Source organism: Pirellulales bacterium (genome assembly GCA_019694435.1).
GTDB lineage: Bacteria > Planctomycetota > Planctomycetia > Pirellulales > JAEUIK01 > JAIBBZ01.
Genome location: JAIBBZ010000011.1, coordinates 98,866 through 115,990, shown reverse-complemented (window position 1 = coordinate 115,990; position 17,125 = coordinate 98,866). Strand labels below are relative to the sequence as shown.

The window sequence follows — 17,125 nt, the reverse complement described above, 5'->3', positions numbered from 1 at the left end:
CCGGAGCGGCACCGCGGTCGCCTTGAAAGAGGTGCGGCGCATCAGGTTCACTGGTAGTACGACCGCGCCGCCAATTGCACGCAATTGGCCGCGACGCTCGGTGGCACGGCCGACGTGACCAACGACTACGTCTACGACAACCTCGACCGGCTCAAGCAACTCAAGCAGCACGGCAACGCCGTCTCCGACAAACGGGCCGACTTCACCTACAATCTGGCCGGCCAGTTCGCCATGATCACCCGCCGCGCTTGAGAAGCATCAAAGTCTTGCCGGCCGATACTTGGCTCGCGATTCGCGATTCACAACGCAAGCGGCAGACGCCGCAGCCCACTATGGATATCAAAGATGGCATCGCGAGCTGGATTGCGAAGTCGTCGCTTGGTAGGAGAGCTCCGATAACGCCAGTGCTACCGCGGAGCAATTCGAGAATTGGTTGCGGCAACTCTATGAGCGGCCTGATCTGAAAAAACGGTTTCCTAACGGATTGCCGCAATGAAGTTCTTCGTGCTACGGCGGTCGAATATCGATACCCCGCAAGAGCGACTCGCGGGAACCGAGGCGTTGACGGCCGAAGGCACTCGATACGGCGATGCGCCCCGCTGCCCAGAATGTGGAAATATTATTGGGCTGCGACAGTGGCTTCCTCCTTACCGAGTGGAGCTCGAAACCTGGGGCAGGGAGTTTGGTGATTTTGCGTTTGCAGGCGGCGGCGTCAGCTTCTTGGTCTCCCTGAGGTTTAAGGCACTCTGGGAATTGCACGACCTCGTCGGACTCAGCGGCTTTAATCTCGTCGAGCTCGCCAAGATTCGGCACCATCGAAGGATCAGCGGCGAACCGCCGGATTATTTCAAGGCGGACGTCATTCGCGGTACTGCGGCCGTCGATCCGGCTGCGTCGGGCAAAGAGTGGGATCGCACCCCCGACATCTGCCCGACTTGCCGACTGGACAAAAGCCGGGCGACCTTCCTGCGACAGAAAGGAACCGTGCTCGAAGAGGGCACCTGGGGCGGCGAAGATATCTTTATTCCGCGAGCGAGCAGTGACTTTGTCGCGACGGAGCGATTCAAGGATTTCTGCGAAGCACACCGAGTGACAAACGCTGTGTTTGTGCCAGCGGAAACGCACGGCTGCGACTTCTACCCTGTAGCTAAGTAGTCCGACGGGCATCAACACCCAGATCGTCTACTACGCCTACGACGCGTTCGACCGCAAGCTGCGCCGCGACGAGGACTCGAACGCTGACGGCACGATCGACCAGTGCGAGTTCTACATCTACGACGGCGACGACGTCCTGCTGGACTTCCTTGATGCCACCGGCGATCACAACACGACCGACGCGCCTGCTCTGACGCGCCGCTACCTGCACGGGCCGGCCGTGGATCAGCTCTTGGCGCAGGAGAACGTCGGCGACAAGACGCTGTGGCTGTTGGGCGATCACCAGAATTCGACCCAGGACATCGTCTGGTACGACGCCGCAGCCGGGGCCAGCGCTCCGTTGGAGCATCTGGTCTACGACGCCTACGGCAAGCCGTACCAGCAAGCCGCCAGCGCGCTGACCCGCTACATGTACACGGGCCGCGAATACGACGGCGACACCAAGCTGCAGTACAATCGAGCCCGCTGGTACGACCCAAACGCCGGCCGCTGGATCAGCGAGGACCCAATCGGCTTCGCCGCGGGGGACGCGAATCTTAATCGGTACGTGGGGAACGGGCCGACGTCCTACCGCGATCCGTTTGGGCTTGAGCCGTATTCAGGCGGTCGCTGGAATCTGGACGGCCTATTTCGATGGCTGTATACCGGAGACGCCAATGCACCGGACGACGTCTATGAACAAGCGACAATCGCGGCCGGCGCCGCGTACTTGCAGCATGGAGGCGATGCACATCAAGCCTTTGATATTGTCTCTGACTTCGATCGTGGCATCCTCTCGGACTGCGTCGATTCGATTCTTACGGCGCTCGAAGGCGAGGACCTGCATCTACAGGTCATGCAGAATTCCAGCCCTTGGCTGGCGAACATCAACCAGCTCACCGAAATCGCTTCGGCTCTGCAAGGCACGCCGAAGCGCGGCGGGCCGATCTTGGGCTCAATCGATGATGCGAATGACTCGCTGAAGAAGAAGCGCCCCGGCTCGCCGGGGCACCCCGACCACAAGGCTGGCGTGGAAAAGGATCGACTAGAATTGCTTCTCGAGATTGGACCAGGCGAACGAGTCAAGACGCAAAAAAGGATTGAAGGGCATGATTCAACGCGAATTCCCGATAATCAAATCGTCGGACCAGACAACAAGACTCGCAAAATCATTGAACGAGAGCGACGCCCAACTCACAAGCGAAACTGCGAGCGCGAGGCGGAGTACGACCGCCTTGAAATACCACACGAGACGCGTCCCGTCGAAGGCCTGTAGATATGGCTGAAACAAGTTTTTTTCTGGATGACGCGGACGAGGATCGCGTTATTCGATTTGTTCTTTCCATAGGATGCTGGATAGTACGAAACTTCAGCGACTGCGATAGGCCTGCCGAGATTCGCGACTGGGATGCTTACATAAAGCATCGAGAAAGAGGAGAATTGCTGTTTGTATTGCACGACAGCTACTTTAGGCATCCGTTCACACTCACGAGGATTTCGGCAGGTTATTATGCCGGGCAATTTGCGATGCCACAGCGCGTGGATGGGCCGACGATTGACATCTCCTGGGCTAGGCCGTATATGCAAGATGGCGTCCGCTGGATTTCACAGGGGTCAATATCGTACTATTCAAGCTTTTGGGTAACCGGTTCCGACATACCGGAACAGGCTCCTGGTGAATTGGTTCAGATTTACAAGAACATCGTCCGCGAGATCAAGCGCGGGGCAAAGTGTGTTCGGTCTACACAGGTTCGCCGGCGCTATTGGATTGGCACGGCGGCCCGGGAGGCGATGAAGGCAGGCAGTCGGCTCAACATCGAAGGATTGGTTGACGTGTAGGCTCACGGCCCATGACGATCGCGTGACGATCGACGGGATCTACTACACCGGCCGGGACCGCGACTATGGCTACGACAGCCGCGGCCAGTTGACGAGCGTCGTCGAGACGATCCCGACGCCGTTCACCGTCACCACGCAGACCTACGCCTATGACAAGAACGGCAACCGCACCGCAACCAACGGCGTGGCCGCGACCATCGGCGCCAACAATCGCCTGACGAACGACGGGACCTACAGCTACACCTACGACGACGAAGGGAACCTGCTCAGCCGCACGACGATCGCCACCGGTGTGCGGCGGGAGTATGCCTGGGATCACCGCAACCGCCTGGCGGCCGTGGTCCATCGGCCCAGCGTGGGCGGCGCGGCGACGGCGGTCGAGTTTTATGCCTACGACGTGTTCAATCGCCGTGTGCGCCGCGACCTCGACACCAATGGCGATCTCAATCCCGAGTCTCGCGAGCTGTATGTCTACGACGGCGACGACGTGCTGCTGGACTTCACCGACGCGGACGCCAACGGGGCGGCGCTGCCCGCGCTGGCCCGCCGCTACCTGCACGGGCCGGCGGTCGATCAGGTGCTGGCCCAAGAAAACGTCGGCGGCGAGACGTATTGGCTTCTGGGCGACCACCTGAACTCGACACACGACCTGGTCCGCTGGGACGCGGGGACTGGGCGCACGGTGGTCGCCGGCCACCAGGTCTACGACGCCTTCGGCACGCCGGTCGACCAAGCCTACCTGACGCGCTACCAGTTCACCGGCCGCGAATATGACTCCGCGACCGGCCAGCAGTACAATCGAGCACGCTGGTACAGCCCCCACGCCGGGCGGTGGATGAGCGAGGACCCGATCGGGTTTGCGGCGCGAGATGCGAATCTGAGTCGGTATGTGGGGAATCAGCCTACGAACTATTCGGATCCCACAGGTAAATTTTGGCCAATCATCGGCGGAGTGATTGCGGGCATAATCTATTTACTTGATCCGAACAATTCGAATGCGCCAGGGCCCGGTGATGGAACATTGCCCGACGATCCGCATGGCGGGTTGCCAGCCGCAACTGCTGCTGGTTTGGGAGTAGGGCTCGGCGGCTCGATGGCCGGTGGAGTTTTGGGAAAATGCACCGTAAGAGCCACGGAAAAGGCAGTAGCTGAGCTGGCAACGAAGATTCAATTCACAGCAACGACAGCTCGACACATGGCTGAAGCCGGTAGATATGTTCCTCGACATATACTTGCCCAAGCCATTCTGCACGGGCAACGAATGGCGGACCCACAAGGCGCTGCCGGCGCAGTGAAGATAGTACAAGAAGTATGCGTAAACGGAAAAATTAAGACTCTTGAAATAATTTGGCGAGAAGCAGATAATATGATTCTCCATTTCTTATACAAATGATTAAGTACGCAATTGACTTCAAAGCAGGTTGTCCTGCGGTTTCGGCTACTGTCACCTACGACACAAAGGGCTTTTCGCTAGCCTACAGTCATTGCGCAGGGCAATCGAGTTCGAGCGACGCGCGTCGCAATCTGAGTGTTGGCGATCTGGCAAGAAAATATGTTCTGCTGATTGCAGACACATTGGTTGTAAGGTTTGCGGGCAATGATCTTGAGCTTACATCTATTGAGTCGTATACAAACTTCGGGAAGTGGTCTCGCGATCCCGGCCTTGTCCCTCCAGCGACTGTTGACGCTGGCCAATTATTGCTCGTTGGCACGTACGGCGACGATCGCCTTGATTTAGGTAAGGCACCGCATTACGCGTACTGTGAGTCAGATTCGCGTTTGAAAATCTCGCTTGAGGATGCGAAATCGCCTGTGATGCATTATCGTGTATCTGACCGTCTGATTGTTGGAATCTCGGAAAAGCGAATTGCCGCTTTTTTTTTGGAGGGAATTGTGATAAATGGGTGAACGTTGTGCTGTGGTTCCCGAAAACCTCATCCGGGTGGTTTCGCGGCTAGTGCTACTCCGTTACTCACGGTTGTCCCTACCGAAAACGCCATCCGAGGGGAGATGAGGGGATCGCTGGAAGGGATTTCGGGCAGCGACGAACCTTGAGTCGCTGCTTGCTCGAATGAATCGGGCACAGAAATCTGGTTTTTTTCGCGAGAAAGTGGTGTCCGTTCCGTCGAACGCAGGTGGCGTTGCGGGGGCGGCTACGTTTCGGGGTGTCCCTACCGAAAACTCCGACCGAGGGGTGACGAGTGGGCCCTGGAGGAGAGATTTCGGGTAGGGACAAACCTTGAGTCGCTGCTTGCTCGAATGAACCGGGAACAGAAGACTGGCTTTTTTGCGAGAATGTGCGAAGTGCGCAGCATGAACCGCAACTCGAAACTCGACGGAGCGCATGCCTGGCGTTCACGCTGCGGTGCGGGTGTAGCGGTGATGCAATCCGCCGACCAAGGGTACGCTAACAACCGGGCCGAGTTCGGGCGGCTCCACTTTGCGATGCTCGGGACAGTCCCCGTCCAGACCTTGATGCGTCCGCGAACCGTGGTAGTAGCCCAAGAATTTCGAGATTAGCCGCTTGAGATGCCGCTCGTTCAGAATGATGAAGTGGTTGAGGCATTCCCGTCGGGCGGTTCCCACGAAGCGTTCGGCGTAGGGATTCTGCCACGGCGATCTGGCCGCTGTCACGACCTCGTCGATGTCCAGGCTCTCGACCCGGCGTTTGAAGGCGTCGCCGTAGATCGAATCGCGGTCGCGCACCAACAAGCGAGGCGCCGTTTCGAAGGGAAACGCCTCGGCGATTTGCTGGGCCGTCCACTCGGCCGTGGGATTGGCCGTGACGTTGAAATGCAGAATCCGTCGGCGATCGTGGGACAGGACAAAGAACACGTACAAGAGTCGAAACGTCGCCGTCGGCACGACGAAGAAGTCGATTGCCGCGATGTCCCGGACGTGCTCCGCCAAGAAGGTATTCCACGTTGGCGACGGCGGCTGAATGCCCAATTTCTTGAGTTCGCCCATGATCCGTGTGTAGCCCCAGCGATTCTCCCGGGCCAGCTTCAAGATCAGGCGGCGGATCTGCACAGCCGTCTTGGGGCGACCGCGGGTTACGATTGGGGTCGGGTTCCGTCGCCGCCGCTCCTCCCGCAGCCAGCGCAAGAGCGTATCGGGATGCACGATCGTGACCAACTGCTTCAGCGCCTTGGCGGGCAGGTTTCCGGCGAACTTGAGCAGCCGGGACCGCTCGCGGGGCGTCACGTGGATGCGCTCCGGCAAGCGGCTCCTCAGAACCTCGTTCTCGACCTTCAAGTATTTGATCTGCCGGGCCAGTTCCTTTTGCGTGGCACCGGCAAGGAGCATCACCAGCGAATTAAAGATTGTCGCCATGGGCAAATGAGTCGCTCGGCGCAAGGGGTTGGCGGTCCACATGATGGCGCTATTTTTGCACCCCGACGACCGCTGCGCTAGGGGCCATCATTGGTGGATGATTGGGCACGAAACCTGTTGCCCCCCTGGCCTGAGCTTCGCGCGCTCTCCGCGCTCGCGCCGCTGTTAACCGATCGCCCGCTTTTCCGCAGATCATCCCGTACCGTCACGGCCATCGAAAGGGACGTGGAACTCGTAACTCGTGCTCGCGCCGACCCTTGCGGCCGAGAGCGCGCAGAGAATCTTCACGAAGAGGGTTCCGCACGGGGAGGTGCGCGACCTGGCCGGCGTGATGACCACCCTGGAAGCCGCGCAGGCTGCAAAGCTGCCCGCAAGCGTGTTCAACGAGATTGCCGCCTATGCAGCCCAGGAGTGCCTCGCGGCGATGGATCAGGCGTCACAAGTTGCCCAAGCCGAGGCCTGGATCGTGGCCATTCGCGTGCAGTTCGCCGGGGTGAGCTTGGACGAGATAGTCGATGGGCACGTGGCCCGCGCAGTGCAGCCATTGCTCGAAACTGGCGAGTTTGGCCGTGCCGATCAGTACCTGGCAACGCACAACGGGTGGTTGACCGCGACGCAGCGCGATCGCTGGGCTGATGCGGTTGTCGACACTCAAGCACGAAACCTGGTCGATGCACAACAATGGACGTCCGCAGTCGCGGCATATCAACGTGGCCTGCAACAGCGGCCGACAAGTGAGCTGCTTTCGCAGAACGCGGCCGTGGCGATCGACACCTGGGCCCGCACCGCGATGGATATGCAAGCCTGGGCCGCGGCGATCGAGATTTACGATCAAGGTCTCAAGCTATGCCCCAGCAGCAGCCTGCTCAGCCAAAACCGCGAGTATTGTGCCCAACAACTCGCGTCGCATTAATCCGCGCCCGTGCCTGGCCTACTTGTGGTCGAATCTGGAAACTGACGGGCACCTGCTCCAGCTGTACACCGATCCGGAGAATTGGACGCGCAGGTTAATCTTGAGCGCGGCGGCGGCGGGCAAGCTATCCAGCGTTTTGTGCAAAAAGACACTCCCGTCGCGTTGGGAGGTCTGACCGACTGGGATGGGGCCGTCGTCGCTGGCATTCGACTGAACATGAAGCTGTAGATTAGGCAACAAAACACCGCTGTCGCGTAGGTGCGTCTTGCCAACCGGGATCCTTAAGCAGCGGCCTGATCGTCCGCGTCTAATCGACCTCGGAAAGCTCGGCCCTCAAACAATGTTACGTCCGCCTGGGGCAGCTTCTCAATGTGCTGCCCCTTCGTGTGGCCCATCCGCATCATTGCCAACATCCTTTTTGGGCTCGTGCCCGGTTGCGATGTTCACGTTCAACGTGGTTCGCTTTGAAGGGGGAAGGCCTGAGGCACGGGCGGCTGGGCACGCTCACGATCCACTGCGGACGGCACACCTTCATCAGCCGGCCTGCGCAATATTGCGCACGTAGCCGCAATGCTGCGAAACCTCTTGGCGATGACTCGCCGAGCAAAGAATGAATGAAGCGTGACCGGTGGTTAGGCCGACCACAACCGCCACGGAACAAGTCTTAAGGCCATTCAGGCGCCCGGACCTTTTCTCCCCATCACCAGGGACACCACGAACAAGATCAAAAAGACCACGAAGAGGATCTTGGCGATCCACGCGGCATCTGCGGCGATCCCCCCAAAACCAAAGACTGCTGCCACGAGCGCGACGACCAGAAAGATAAGCGCCCAACGAAGCATGGCATCACCTCGCGAGTATCTGGCCAGAAAAGAGTTCAGGTCCGCCCCGCGTCGCCCCGTCGGCTATGTTGGCCAAGCTATCGAAAGAATCGGAGCGACGCAACGGTTTGCAGGCGCAGCAAGAGCGGCAGGAGCTGTGGATTCAGCCCGATTCTACGATCCAACGATCGGCCGGTTCATCAGCCAGAATCCACTGGGCTTCGGCGGCGGCGGGACAAACCTCGACGCGTACTCGGGCAACAACCCGCTGCTGTACAGCAACCCCACGGGGTTGAAAACCCTGCCGGAAGCCGAGGCGGCCGGAAAAGGGGGGGGGAGAGCAAGAGGGAGATCGACGCGTATTTGTCCAACCGCGTGTTGGCGGGCTGCGCCGAAGGCTTTGAACCGGCGGTCGGGAACAATTCGTCAAAGTACTGCTGTCTCGATGAACCGGCGGCGGTTGGCGGCTGGTTTTGCGGATGGGACACGCCGTGGCTTCGACGCCGCTTCGAATGTTGGTCATCGAATCACATGATCTGCGCCTAGGTCAAGACCAAACACAGCGGCCTGGGCCTGCGGTCGACACGCAGTGCCACGACGAAAGCAGCGATGATGCTGAAAGGGTCTCTGATTCAACAAGCACAGGGGCGCAATCCTGTACAGCCTTCGCAACAGAGAGCATGGTTGCGAAGAGGATTTCCCCCCGGGGAGCTTGGAGCGTTTTTCTTGGCGCCTCGAGACGCGAAGTGGCTGCTAGGAACGCTGCTTGAGTTCGTCGAGGCGTCGCTGTGCAACCCGCTTGAACGGCGAAGGGACTGAAACCATTTCGAGAACGGCCGTGTTGTCGGCAATCGCACGCGCGAGATCGCCCGCCTCGCCACGCTGCCCGTAGGAATGGCCGCGATTCACGCGGGCCTTTGCCCGTTGCTCGGCGGGGGCCTCCGGCATTTCGATGACGGCCGTGTAATCCGCGATTGCACGCTCTTTATCGCCCGCGTCGCCTCGCTCCCAGTAGGTAAGACCGCGATTCACGCCGGCTTTCGCCCGTTGCTCGGCGGGGGCCTCGGGCATCTCGATGACGGCCGTGTAATCCGCGATCTCTCGCTCAATATCGCCCACCCCACCACGCTCGCCGTAGGCAAAGCCGCGATTCAAGTGAGCTATTGCCCGTTGCTCTGCGGTGGCGTCCGGCATCTCGATGACGGCCGTGTAATCAGCAATCCTGAGCTCTAGATCGCCCGCCTCACCACGCTGCCTGTAGGTAATACCGCGATACAAGCGGGCCTTTGCCTGCTGCTCGGTGGGGGCAATCGGCGTCTCGATGACGGCCGTGTAGTCGGCGATCTCAAGCTCGACATCTCCCGCCTCTCCGCGCTTTGAGTAAGTAATACCGCGATTCACGCGGGCGAGTGCCCATTGCTCCGCGGGGGCCTCTGGCATGTCGATGACTGCCGTGTAGTCGGCGATCGCACGCTCCCAATCGCCCGCCTCTCCGCGCTGCCCGCAGGCATAGCCGCGGAAAAAATGGGCCCGCGCCCGCTCCGAAACGTCGAGCACATGCTCATTCGAGATGACGAAATCAAAATGGGGCAACGCGTCCGCGTACCTATTGCTGAAATATAGGTCGCTCGCGAGCGTAATCCTCTGGTCGACTTGGGCCCTCAATCTTGCCGTCTCTGCCCCCGCCTCGTCCGTTACGCCCTTGAATAGACGGTCGGCTCGCTCTAAGCGTCGCAAGATGTCCTTGACTTGTCCACCGAGGTCGAGCGGCTCGAACCCTGAACCCGACGCCGGCGCACCGCGGGCGCGTAAGTCGGTTGAATCGGTTGACCGATCTTCTCCAGCTCCATCTTCTTTTTCGGCGCCCGAGGAACAAACGTCATCGGCGGCTTTCGACCCTTCCGCGCGTGACAGCTTCATCGAACTGAGATCGCAACGCTGCAATTGATCGTTCAGCACGGTGATCGGTTCGCGGAAGAGTCGCGGCAGGGTATGCCCGGTCACCGCCTGGTGCAGCTCCAGCATCAACAGGTCGGCATCCTCGATCGGCACGTAGAAGGCGTTACTGTGCTTCGCCAGCACGCGTGTGGCGATGTTCGACAGCCCGCTCGACGCGACGGTAGAACCTCGGTCGCACCAGTAAAGGTTGTGGTCGAATTGAGCGACGTTTTCCAGCGCACGCGTGATCGCATCGTCCCAACCGCCATAGCCGACGATCAGGACCAGGTGTTTGCGGAAATACTCTGGCAGCAGCGCCTGGTTGCGCTGGGCGTATTCGCTGATCTGATCGGGGCTGTTGAGCAACAGGTAGCGGTAGATGCTGCCATGTGCGTGGACCAGGTGCAGCGCCGCCACGGCGTCATCGTCATCCGGGTGCTGCATCGAGCCAGGTTGGTCGGATACAAAATAGGGCACGTTCATCAACTGCATGGCCCGCTGCAGCAGCGGGTCGAAGTTGGTGGTGAAAATCGTACCGAAAAGCCGTGGCTGCTCGGCGACGAGCGACGCCAGGAGCAGGTGCGCCGGGTTAAGCCGGTTGCCGATCCGGGCGACCATGGCCGCGAAGTAGCGCCGCACTTCGTCGGGCGTGCTCAGCCCGCAACCACAGTCCGCGGAGAGTACAAACTTGTACGCCTCAGCAATGCAGTCCTTGACGGGCAGACCATCGTCGCCGAGCGTGATCGCTCGTCCGAGTTCGCTCGACGCGACGGCTCGCTTCCAGAACTCCTTGGCGAACGACTCCCGCTGCGGCTTGAAGCCGTCTGCCCGGTCCTGCTCAAAATCTTTGAGCGAGGGGCTGCTTACATCCTTCGCCCGACACATCAACCACCAAGGCAGGTCGTCATGAACAATCTGCCGGGTCGTCGGAATCAGCGGCACGCTGCATCCCGAGCCCATGATGAGCGTGCAGCACGGCCGGTTGTCGCCGGCTGATTGCAAACGCGTCGCGATGCGTTCGATTAACTGCGATGCCGAAATCGATTTCGCGGCCACCTTTACCCCTCCGCCCTATTCTCTGCTGACGGATCGCCAAGATTGGGGAGGGCTATGTTATAGCCCGGCTGCCAGGTGCTTTCACTTGTTGTTGGCTACGCGGTCACCCAGTGTTGGCCTCGTATATATCAAGGCTTTGCCATAGCCGCCTTGGCCTTGTTGACTTGGACGCGCACCGTCGTCACATCGTCGCGGACGACCGCGCCGCGACATCCTAATTTGCGATGCGGCCTGTTCGACGCGACCGCCGCGTGGATGGGCATGGCCGCGCGACCGCGTGAAGCCTATCGGCAGGCACCTGTGCGCCGTCCTCTCGCCGACGAGATTGCCGGCAACCGCCAAGACCAGCCAGGATCGCCGCGGCCGACACGGCAAACTCCGGGAACCGCCAGCAGTCGGCCGACACCTTTTCAGCCAGCAGTTTTTCGCGTCTAATGGCCAAGCCAAGCTCGCTTGGGACACTTGCCGGTGCGGAGGAAGCCCCAAAAGGCTGCCTCTGGTGCGGCCGGCAATGCTCAAGCATCGGCCTGAGGTCTGGCCCCATGCCCACGGCGAACACCGTGCGTGGTCGAGGCCCAGCCCAAGGCAGCGGCAATCGCCCGCCAGCTGGCACCTAAGTTTGCGTCCCCGTAGCTCAACTGGATAGAGCGTCGGCCTCCGGAGCCGAAGGTTACAGGTTCGAATCCTGTCGGGGATACTGATTCTCTGCTGCCGATTCCGACGGCGTGTTGCCGCTGTCTGCGTCCTTCGCGCCGTCGGCTTGCTGGATCGGCGTTCGCTGGCTTTCTGCCACGCCGCACGCGCCCCGCGTGCTTCGCTCCCCGGGCGCAGTTCCGAATGCCTCGCACACGTTGGGGCTTGACTCCGCTCCGCTTAATCGTAAAACTACGATAAGCGATTTTGGGAGCGTGGCATGCCTAGCCGGAGTTGCTGCTCCATCGAAACGAGCGGAGCGACGAAAGCCGAAGATCGCCTGGCAGAACTTGCCAAGGCGCTGGGGCATCCGTTGCGGGTCCGCATCTTGCGCATCCTGGCCAAGCGCAAGACGTGCGTCTGTGGCGAGCTGGTCGACGAGCTGCCCGTGGCGCAATCGACCGTCTCGCAGCATCTGCGGATGTTAAAGGATGCAGGCTTGATCCAAGGCGAGATCGACGGACCGCGGATTTGCTACTGCATTGCGCCGCGAGTGATGGAAGAACTGAAAGACCTGGTAGGACGGCTGTAGCCGGCCTGGGTCGAACGATCATCGTGCGGGTGGGTGTCTACGCATAGGAGGAAACTCGGATGTCGACCGAAATCAAATCTGCGGTTCAGGATCGGTACGGGGCCGTAGCCCGAAGTGGGCTTTCCACCGAGTCGCCGGCTGTCGTGCGCGTGGCTCAGGCCTTCGGCTATACGGCCGAGGAATTGGCGTCGATTCCGGCGAGCGCCAACATGGGGCTCTCCTGTGGCAACCCGACGGCCACCGCCAATCTGCGCCCCGGCGAAGTGGTCGTCGACCTCGGCTCCGGCGGCGGTCTCGACGTGTTTCTCGCGGCTCGAAAAGTCGGACCCACAGGCAAGGTCGTCGGCATCGACATGACGGCCGATATGATCGATCGGGCTCGCCGCGGCGCAGTCGAGTCCGGATTGACCAACGTCGAGTTTCACCTGGCGGAAATCGAGTCGTTGCCGCTGGAAACGGCGAGCGTCGATTGTGTGATCAGCAATTGCGTCTTGAACCTCGTGCCCGACAAGGGACGGGCGTTCGCCGAGATCTTCCGCGTGCTGAAGCCAGGCGGACGGTTGGCCGTGAGCGACATCGCGCTCAAACAACCGCTGCCCGCGGAAGTGTCCAAGAATGTGTTGGCCTACGTCGGCTGCGTCGCGGGCGCAATCGAGATCGACACGTATCGGCAACAACTGGCCACGGCAGGATTCCGCGATATCGCCATCATCGATACGGGCGCCGACCTGACCGCCTATGCCGAGGTCGAGCACGCGCCTTCTTGCTCGTCCGCGCCGCAAGAAAAAATGGGCTTGCCGGTCGTCGAGCAGGGCTGCTGCGGTATGGGCGGCAAGACCATCCACGAAGAATTGGCCGACTTGCTGCGGCGTTACGATATCAACGCGTATGCCGCCAGCGTTCGAGTGTTCGCCGTCAAGCCCGACTGTTAATCGCTGCCTCGAATCTTGACACAACGCCGCGAACGGCATCGCGGACAGGGCCCGGGCCCCCAATCTCCGGGAGCGACCGCTTGGCCCGCTCGGGCGATCGCCCTATGTTGGAAGGCCGTCCGGATGAACATCAGCGGGAGGTTACGCATGAGAACGCCACGCTTTTCCGGTCTGTTTACAGCCGCCGCGTTTTGCGCCGGCTGGTGTGCCAACGTCGTTGCAGCCGAGTTGCCACAGGTGCGACATCTCAGCATCCATTTCAAGTGCGAGCTCGACGAGTTGCCGCCCGACGCGAAGGTCGTCGACCTCTGGGTACCGGTGCCGCCGACCAACGAGCGGCAAACCATCAAGCTGCTCAACGAAGATCAGTTGGCGGGGGGACAATTCACGCAGGACAAGACGTTTAGGAATCGCCTGTACTATCGGCGCTTCGACGCGACCGATCGTGATCGGCCCCTGCAGGTCGAGTTGATTTACGAGGTCGAAGTGCACGAAGCGACGGTGCCGGCCGCGAAGCAGCTCATCTCGACGCGAGACGACGTGCCCACGGCCGACTTCGCGCCCTATTTGCGCGATACGAACAAGATTCCGATCGAGGGCAAGATCACGGAGCTGGCGCTCAACATCGACTTACCGAAGGGCGAACCCTTGCGTGCCGGCCGCGCGATCTATGATTACCTCGTCGATACGATGAAGTACAACTATCTGGCCCGCGGCGCAGGTCAGGGAGACGCCGTCTGGGCCTGCGACAGCAAGACGGGCGATTGCACGGACTTTCATTCGGTGTTTATCGGCGTTTGCCGCTGGCGGGGCATCCCGGCCGATCATGTCTTTGGTTTGCCGCTGCCTCCGGAGAAGCCCGAGGGAGAGGCCAAGTATTGTCATTGCTGGGCGCAGTTCTGGGTGGCCGGCGTGGGCTGGGTGCCGATCGACGCCTCGCGGGCGAACAAGTACCCGAAAGACCGCGAGTACTATTTCGGCACGCTGGGCAGCACGTGGCTAACGCTGGCGCACGGGCGCGATGTCGTGCTCGAGCCGCCGCAGCAGGGGCCACCCATCAACATGCTGCATGGGCCGGTCGCCGAGGTCGATGGAAAACCCATCGAACATGTGCGCTGGGTCGCTCACTACAAAGATCTGCCCAACCCGGACGCGAAGTAACGCGGCCCACCAGGAAATAGCGCACTACGAACTAGCGCACTGCGAAACAGCGCACTGGGAATCAGGTCGCGTTCTTCCGGTGCTCAGGCATACGGGCCGGGCCGCGCTCGTGATCCCAATCCCCGAAGGTCGGGTCGATTCCCGACCTTCGGGTTCCTGGGGTTGGGCTACAGCAAGTTGACCACGCGGTCGGCCAGGCCCTTCTCGCCCAACACGACGTTGAGCTTGGCGCTCGTGGCCACCTTTTCGAGGACTTCCAGCTCGCGCAGGCGCATGAGCGTCGGGTTGTCCGCGAGCAGCCGGGCCGTGTTGGCCTGGCTGCGCATGGCGGCCGTTTCTTCGCGGCGGACGATGAGGTTGGCCTCGGCCGCTTTCTTCGCCTCCGTGACCTTGTTCATCAGTTCCTTCATTTCGCCCGGCAGGATCACGTCGCGGATGCCGACCGAAATCAGCTCCAGGCCAAGCGTCTTGGCGCGCGGCCGGACAATCTCGGCCAGTTCCGTGGCGACCGCATCCTTGTCCGTCAGAAACGAGTCGAGCTCGCGACCGCCGACCACGGCGCGCAGGGCGAGCTGCGCCTCGCGATACAGGGCCTGCTTGGCGTCTTCGGCCGTACTGACCGCGGCCCGGGCATCGACGACGCGGTAGGTCACCACGGCATTCATCCGCAGCGTGACCTTGTCGGCCGTCATGATGTCCTGGCCACTGACGTCGAACATCGCCTCGCGCATGTCCTCCTGAACGCACTTGACTTGCGCCATGTTCTTCCAGAAGGCGTAGCGGCCCGGCGACAGCGTGGCGACATAGTCGCCGTCGACCGTCAGCACGCCCTGGCGATACGGCTCGACCGTGGCCACCTCCAACACGCGTTCGGCCCCTGCCGAGCGTGTGATGACCGGCAGGTCCTGGTGCTCGAAGCGCACACTCCGCGCGTCGATCAGCTCGACCTTCACGTCCTTGAACGCCGTCCAGTAGGCATACAGGCCCGGCGGCAGGATGTGGCTGAACCGGCCTTCGATCCAGACCAGGGCCCGTTCAAAGTCCTTCAGGTCCAGCACCACGGCGCGGTCCTTGAGCGCACCCGACTTCACGATCACGTCGAGCTTCTCGTGCACGAACCACGGCTCGCGCAGCGACGCCACGTCGACCTTGACCTTGCCCAACGGATCGAAGAACCAGTGCCGGCCGCGATCGAGCAGGCGTTTGAACTCGCCGTCCCGGAAGTACAGGCCCACTTCGTAGTCGCGAATCTTGACGGTCTTGATGATGAACATGTTCATGGGTGATACCTCCCCGGCTCGTTGGCTGAGCCACAGAGCCGGAAGCAATAGGACGCCGATCGTGTTGGTTCGGTTCGCGGAGAAAAACCGTTGGAGGCGGAACAACAAGCCAGTCCCACAGCCGTGTGCGGAGCGCGCTTGAGCCGGTGCTATCCGGGGCCTTGAATTGACCTGGCCGCCGGGGCCGCATGAGCCGTAGCTCGCGCTTGGCCGGCGGCGGCGGTTGATCTTGGCCCAGGAAATCGCACCTGCGCGACTTGCGCGCTGCAGGGCACCGTCCTGCGTTGCCGCCGGCACTTACCGTCCGCGGCGCATTTGCGCCACGAACCGACCATGCCGGCGGCAGACCGACTTGTTGCCCGCCTCCGCGGGCTGCGTTGGTGGCGTTTTCACGCCGGGACGGGAGTCGAACCCGTAACAGCCAGATTCTCAGTCTGGTGCTCTAACCGTTGAGCTACCCCATCGGGCATTGCGGTCGATGCAACCATCGTCAGAAACCATTCACGGAACGCATGTGCGACCATCGCCTCTCCACGAGGACGAGTCGCCGTGCGCCGCTGGAGCCGGCTGAACCAACCTTGCTTAAAAAACCCTTCCAAATTCGAATCCAAGCGACGCCGGTGGGAGTCGAACCAGCAACCGAGCGCGCGACCTGGGCAGGTCGCGTGCGCAGGGCGGTAGTCGGCCATTCAAGTGTCAGCGCCTCACTCAGGCGAGCCACGTCGGCAAGCACGAGCGCGAGGAATCGAACCCCGCGGGGCGGCTTTGGAGACCGCTTGCTCTCCCAGGAGCACACTCGTGTATTGCCCACCGGCCACAAGCACCGGTGGGCACATCGTCCATCAACTCTCCAGCGTGACGTTCCAATACGTCTCGCTGACAAACTTCGACCAGCTTTCAATCCGCACGCAGTCGCGAGCGTACATCGGCTTCCAGGCCGGGCGGATCGGCGTCTTGCGGAGCTTCATCCGCGCCTGCTCCGGCGTGCGATTGGCCTTCCGCTTGTTGCAGTCGATGCAGGCCAGGACGCAGTTGTCCCAGCTCGACACACCGCCCAGCGACCGCGGCAACACGTGGTCGATCGTCAGCTCCTCGCCGCCCGGCTGCACACCGCAGTATTGGCAGGTCCAGTGGTCCCGCTTGAACACGTTGCGGCGACTGAAACTCACGGCCGCTTTCGGCAGCCGATCGAAATCCGCCAGCGCAATCACCTCCGGCACGCGCAGCCGCTGCCGCACCGCCCGAATGAACGCTTCGTCCTCGCGCGGCCGCAGCCGTGACCAATCGTCCCAGGTGTAAAGCTGGTAGTCGTCGGGATCGACGACGCGGGCCGCCTCGTTCCACAACAGCACCAGTGCCCGCGCCACCGTGGCCACGTTCACCGGCTGCCAGTTGCGGTTCAGCACCAGCGTGGGGCGCCCAAGCATCTTGGCTACCATCGTTTCGTTCCTTATCAATTCAGCGCGTCCGAACAGAGTCGAACCGTTACCTGC

The 17,125-nt window shown here is 61.3% G+C and carries 16 protein-coding genes and 3 tRNA genes; 12 read left to right on the top strand and 7 right to left on the bottom strand.

The genetic code is table 11. From position 1 onward, the window contains the following. Positions 1-84: 84 nt before the first annotated feature. The 6 genes from K1X74_11005 to K1X74_10980 all read left to right on the top strand — a co-directional run bounded on the left by K1X74_11005 (position 85) and on the right by K1X74_10980 (position 4,881). Positions 85-252 carry a hypothetical protein gene (locus K1X74_11005; GenBank protein ID MBX7166847.1) on the top strand — a complete coding sequence of 56 codons (168 nt, stop codon included), beginning with the start codon at positions 85-87 and terminating at the stop codon, positions 250-252. A gap of 240 nt (positions 253-492) precedes the next feature. Beyond that, positions 493-1,155 carry a hypothetical protein gene (locus K1X74_11000; protein ID MBX7166846.1) on the top strand — a complete coding sequence of 221 codons (663 nt, stop codon included), beginning with the start codon at positions 493-495 and terminating at the stop codon, positions 1,153-1,155. 220 nt (positions 1,156-1,375) lie between these two features. Continuing rightward, entirely contained in the window at positions 1,376-2,410 is a 1,035-nt protein-coding gene (locus tag K1X74_10995; GenBank protein MBX7166845.1) for an RHS repeat-associated core domain-containing protein, read from the top strand. A gap of 2 nt (positions 2,411-2,412) precedes the next feature. After that, positions 2,413-2,973 carry a hypothetical protein gene (locus tag K1X74_10990; GenBank protein ID MBX7166844.1) on the top strand — a complete coding sequence of 187 codons (561 nt, stop codon included), beginning with the start codon at positions 2,413-2,415 and terminating at the stop codon, positions 2,971-2,973. A 22-nt stretch (positions 2,974-2,995) separates the two neighbouring features. Continuing rightward, the gene (locus K1X74_10985; protein MBX7166843.1) at positions 2,996-4,366 is read left to right on the top strand and encodes an RHS repeat-associated core domain-containing protein; all 1,371 of its coding nucleotides are present in this window, start codon (positions 2,996-2,998) and stop codon (positions 4,364-4,366) included. Next, positions 4,363-4,881 carry a hypothetical protein gene (locus tag K1X74_10980; GenBank protein MBX7166842.1) on the top strand — a complete coding sequence of 173 codons (519 nt, stop codon included), beginning with the start codon at positions 4,363-4,365 and terminating at the stop codon, positions 4,879-4,881. The genes K1X74_10985 and K1X74_10980 overlap by 4 nt, the downstream gene beginning before the upstream one ends. Before the next feature lie 447 nt (positions 4,882-5,328). Here K1X74_10980 and K1X74_10975 read toward each other — a convergent pair whose 3' ends face one another. Beyond that, positions 5,329-6,306 carry an integrase core domain-containing protein gene (locus tag K1X74_10975; GenBank protein MBX7166841.1) on the bottom strand — a complete coding sequence of 326 codons (978 nt, stop codon included), beginning with the start codon at positions 6,304-6,306 and terminating at the stop codon, positions 5,329-5,331. A 241-nt stretch (positions 6,307-6,547) separates the two neighbouring features. Between K1X74_10975 and K1X74_10970 the strand changes: the two genes are divergently transcribed. Further along, positions 6,548-7,219, top strand: a complete 672-nt coding sequence (locus K1X74_10970; GenBank protein ID MBX7166840.1) for a hypothetical protein — start codon at positions 6,548-6,550, stop codon at positions 7,217-7,219. A 674-nt stretch (positions 7,220-7,893) separates the two neighbouring features. Here K1X74_10970 and K1X74_10965 read toward each other — a convergent pair. Beyond that, on the bottom strand, positions 7,894-8,061 hold the full coding sequence (locus K1X74_10965; protein MBX7166839.1) for a DUF1328 domain-containing protein: 168 nt from the start codon (positions 8,059-8,061) through the stop codon (positions 7,894-7,896). On the opposite strand from K1X74_10965, the gene K1X74_10960 reads away from it, so the two are divergent. Next, positions 8,060-8,575, top strand: a complete 516-nt coding sequence (locus K1X74_10960; GenBank protein ID MBX7166838.1) for a hypothetical protein — start codon at positions 8,060-8,062, stop codon at positions 8,573-8,575. The two genes, K1X74_10965 and K1X74_10960, sit on opposite strands and share 2 nt — an antisense overlap. Positions 8,576-8,793: 218 nt before the next feature. Here the strand turns inward: K1X74_10960 and K1X74_10955 are convergent, their stop codons facing one another. Further along, positions 8,794-11,034, bottom strand: a complete 2,241-nt coding sequence (locus K1X74_10955) for an SIR2 family protein (GenBank protein MBX7166837.1) — start codon at positions 11,032-11,034, stop codon at positions 8,794-8,796. 623 nt (positions 11,035-11,657) lie between these two features. Between K1X74_10955 and K1X74_10950 the strand changes: the two genes are divergently transcribed. The 4 genes from K1X74_10950 to K1X74_10935 all read left to right on the top strand — a co-directional run bounded on the left by K1X74_10950 (position 11,658) and on the right by K1X74_10935 (position 14,352). After that, positions 11,658-11,731 (top strand) — tRNA-Arg (locus tag K1X74_10950). A 216-nt stretch (positions 11,732-11,947) separates the two neighbouring features. Continuing rightward, the gene (locus K1X74_10945) at positions 11,948-12,259 is read left to right on the top strand and encodes a metalloregulator ArsR/SmtB family transcription factor (GenBank protein ID MBX7166836.1); all 312 of its coding nucleotides are present in this window, start codon (positions 11,948-11,950) and stop codon (positions 12,257-12,259) included. Between the two features lie 59 nt (positions 12,260-12,318). Beyond that, the gene (arsM, locus tag K1X74_10940; protein ID MBX7166835.1) at positions 12,319-13,191 is read left to right on the top strand and encodes an arsenite methyltransferase; all 873 of its coding nucleotides are present in this window, start codon (positions 12,319-12,321) and stop codon (positions 13,189-13,191) included. 147 nt (positions 13,192-13,338) lie between these two features. Further along, positions 13,339-14,352 carry a transglutaminase domain-containing protein gene (locus K1X74_10935; protein ID MBX7166834.1) on the top strand — a complete coding sequence of 338 codons (1,014 nt, stop codon included), beginning with the start codon at positions 13,339-13,341 and terminating at the stop codon, positions 14,350-14,352. A gap of 167 nt (positions 14,353-14,519) precedes the next feature. Here the strand turns inward: K1X74_10935 and K1X74_10930 are convergent, their stop codons facing one another. The 4 genes from K1X74_10930 to K1X74_10915 all read right to left on the bottom strand — a co-directional run bounded on the left by K1X74_10930 (position 14,520) and on the right by K1X74_10915 (position 17,071). Beyond that, positions 14,520-15,626, bottom strand: coding sequence for a slipin family protein (locus K1X74_10930; GenBank protein MBX7166833.1), 1,107 nt, complete (start codon positions 15,624-15,626; stop codon positions 14,520-14,522). Between the two features lie 397 nt (positions 15,627-16,023). After that, positions 16,024-16,097 (bottom strand) — tRNA-Leu (locus K1X74_10925). A 265-nt stretch (positions 16,098-16,362) separates the two neighbouring features. Next, positions 16,363-16,432, bottom strand: a tRNA-Trp gene (locus tag K1X74_10920). A 42-nt stretch (positions 16,433-16,474) separates the two neighbouring features. After that, the gene (locus K1X74_10915; GenBank protein ID MBX7166832.1) at positions 16,475-17,071 is read right to left on the bottom strand and encodes an HNH endonuclease; all 597 of its coding nucleotides are present in this window, start codon (positions 17,069-17,071) and stop codon (positions 16,475-16,477) included. Between the last annotated feature and the right edge of the window lie 54 nt (positions 17,072-17,125).

What these genes read in the sequence shown, in the direction of transcription:
- K1X74_11000 (MBX7166846.1), top strand. Translation starts at nt 493, where the DNA reads ATGAAGTTCTTCGTGCTACGGCGGTCGAATATCGATACCCCGCAAGAG.
- K1X74_10990 (MBX7166844.1), top strand. Translation starts at nt 2,413, where the DNA reads ATGGCTGAAACAAGTTTTTTTCTGGATGACGCGGACGAGGATCGCGTT.
- K1X74_10980 (MBX7166842.1), top strand. Translation starts at nt 4,363, where the DNA reads ATGATTAAGTACGCAATTGACTTCAAAGCAGGTTGTCCTGCGGTTTCG.
- K1X74_10975 (MBX7166841.1), bottom strand. Translation starts at nt 6,306, where the DNA reads ATGGCGACAATCTTTAATTCGCTGGTGATGCTCCTTGCCGGTGCCACG.
- K1X74_10960 (MBX7166838.1), top strand. Translation starts at nt 8,060, where the DNA reads ATGGCATCACCTCGCGAGTATCTGGCCAGAAAAGAGTTCAGGTCCGCC.
- K1X74_10965 (MBX7166839.1), bottom strand. Translation starts at nt 8,061, where the DNA reads ATGCTTCGTTGGGCGCTTATCTTTCTGGTCGTCGCGCTCGTGGCAGCA.
- K1X74_10945 (MBX7166836.1), top strand. Translation starts at nt 11,948, where the DNA reads ATGCCTAGCCGGAGTTGCTGCTCCATCGAAACGAGCGGAGCGACGAAA.
- arsM (MBX7166835.1), top strand. Translation starts at nt 12,319, where the DNA reads ATGTCGACCGAAATCAAATCTGCGGTTCAGGATCGGTACGGGGCCGTA.
- K1X74_10935 (MBX7166834.1), top strand. Translation starts at nt 13,339, where the DNA reads ATGAGAACGCCACGCTTTTCCGGTCTGTTTACAGCCGCCGCGTTTTGC.
- K1X74_10930 (MBX7166833.1), bottom strand. Translation starts at nt 15,626, where the DNA reads ATGTTCATCATCAAGACCGTCAAGATTCGCGACTACGAAGTGGGCCTG.
- K1X74_10915 (MBX7166832.1), bottom strand. Translation starts at nt 17,071, where the DNA reads ATGGTAGCCAAGATGCTTGGGCGCCCCACGCTGGTGCTGAACCGCAAC.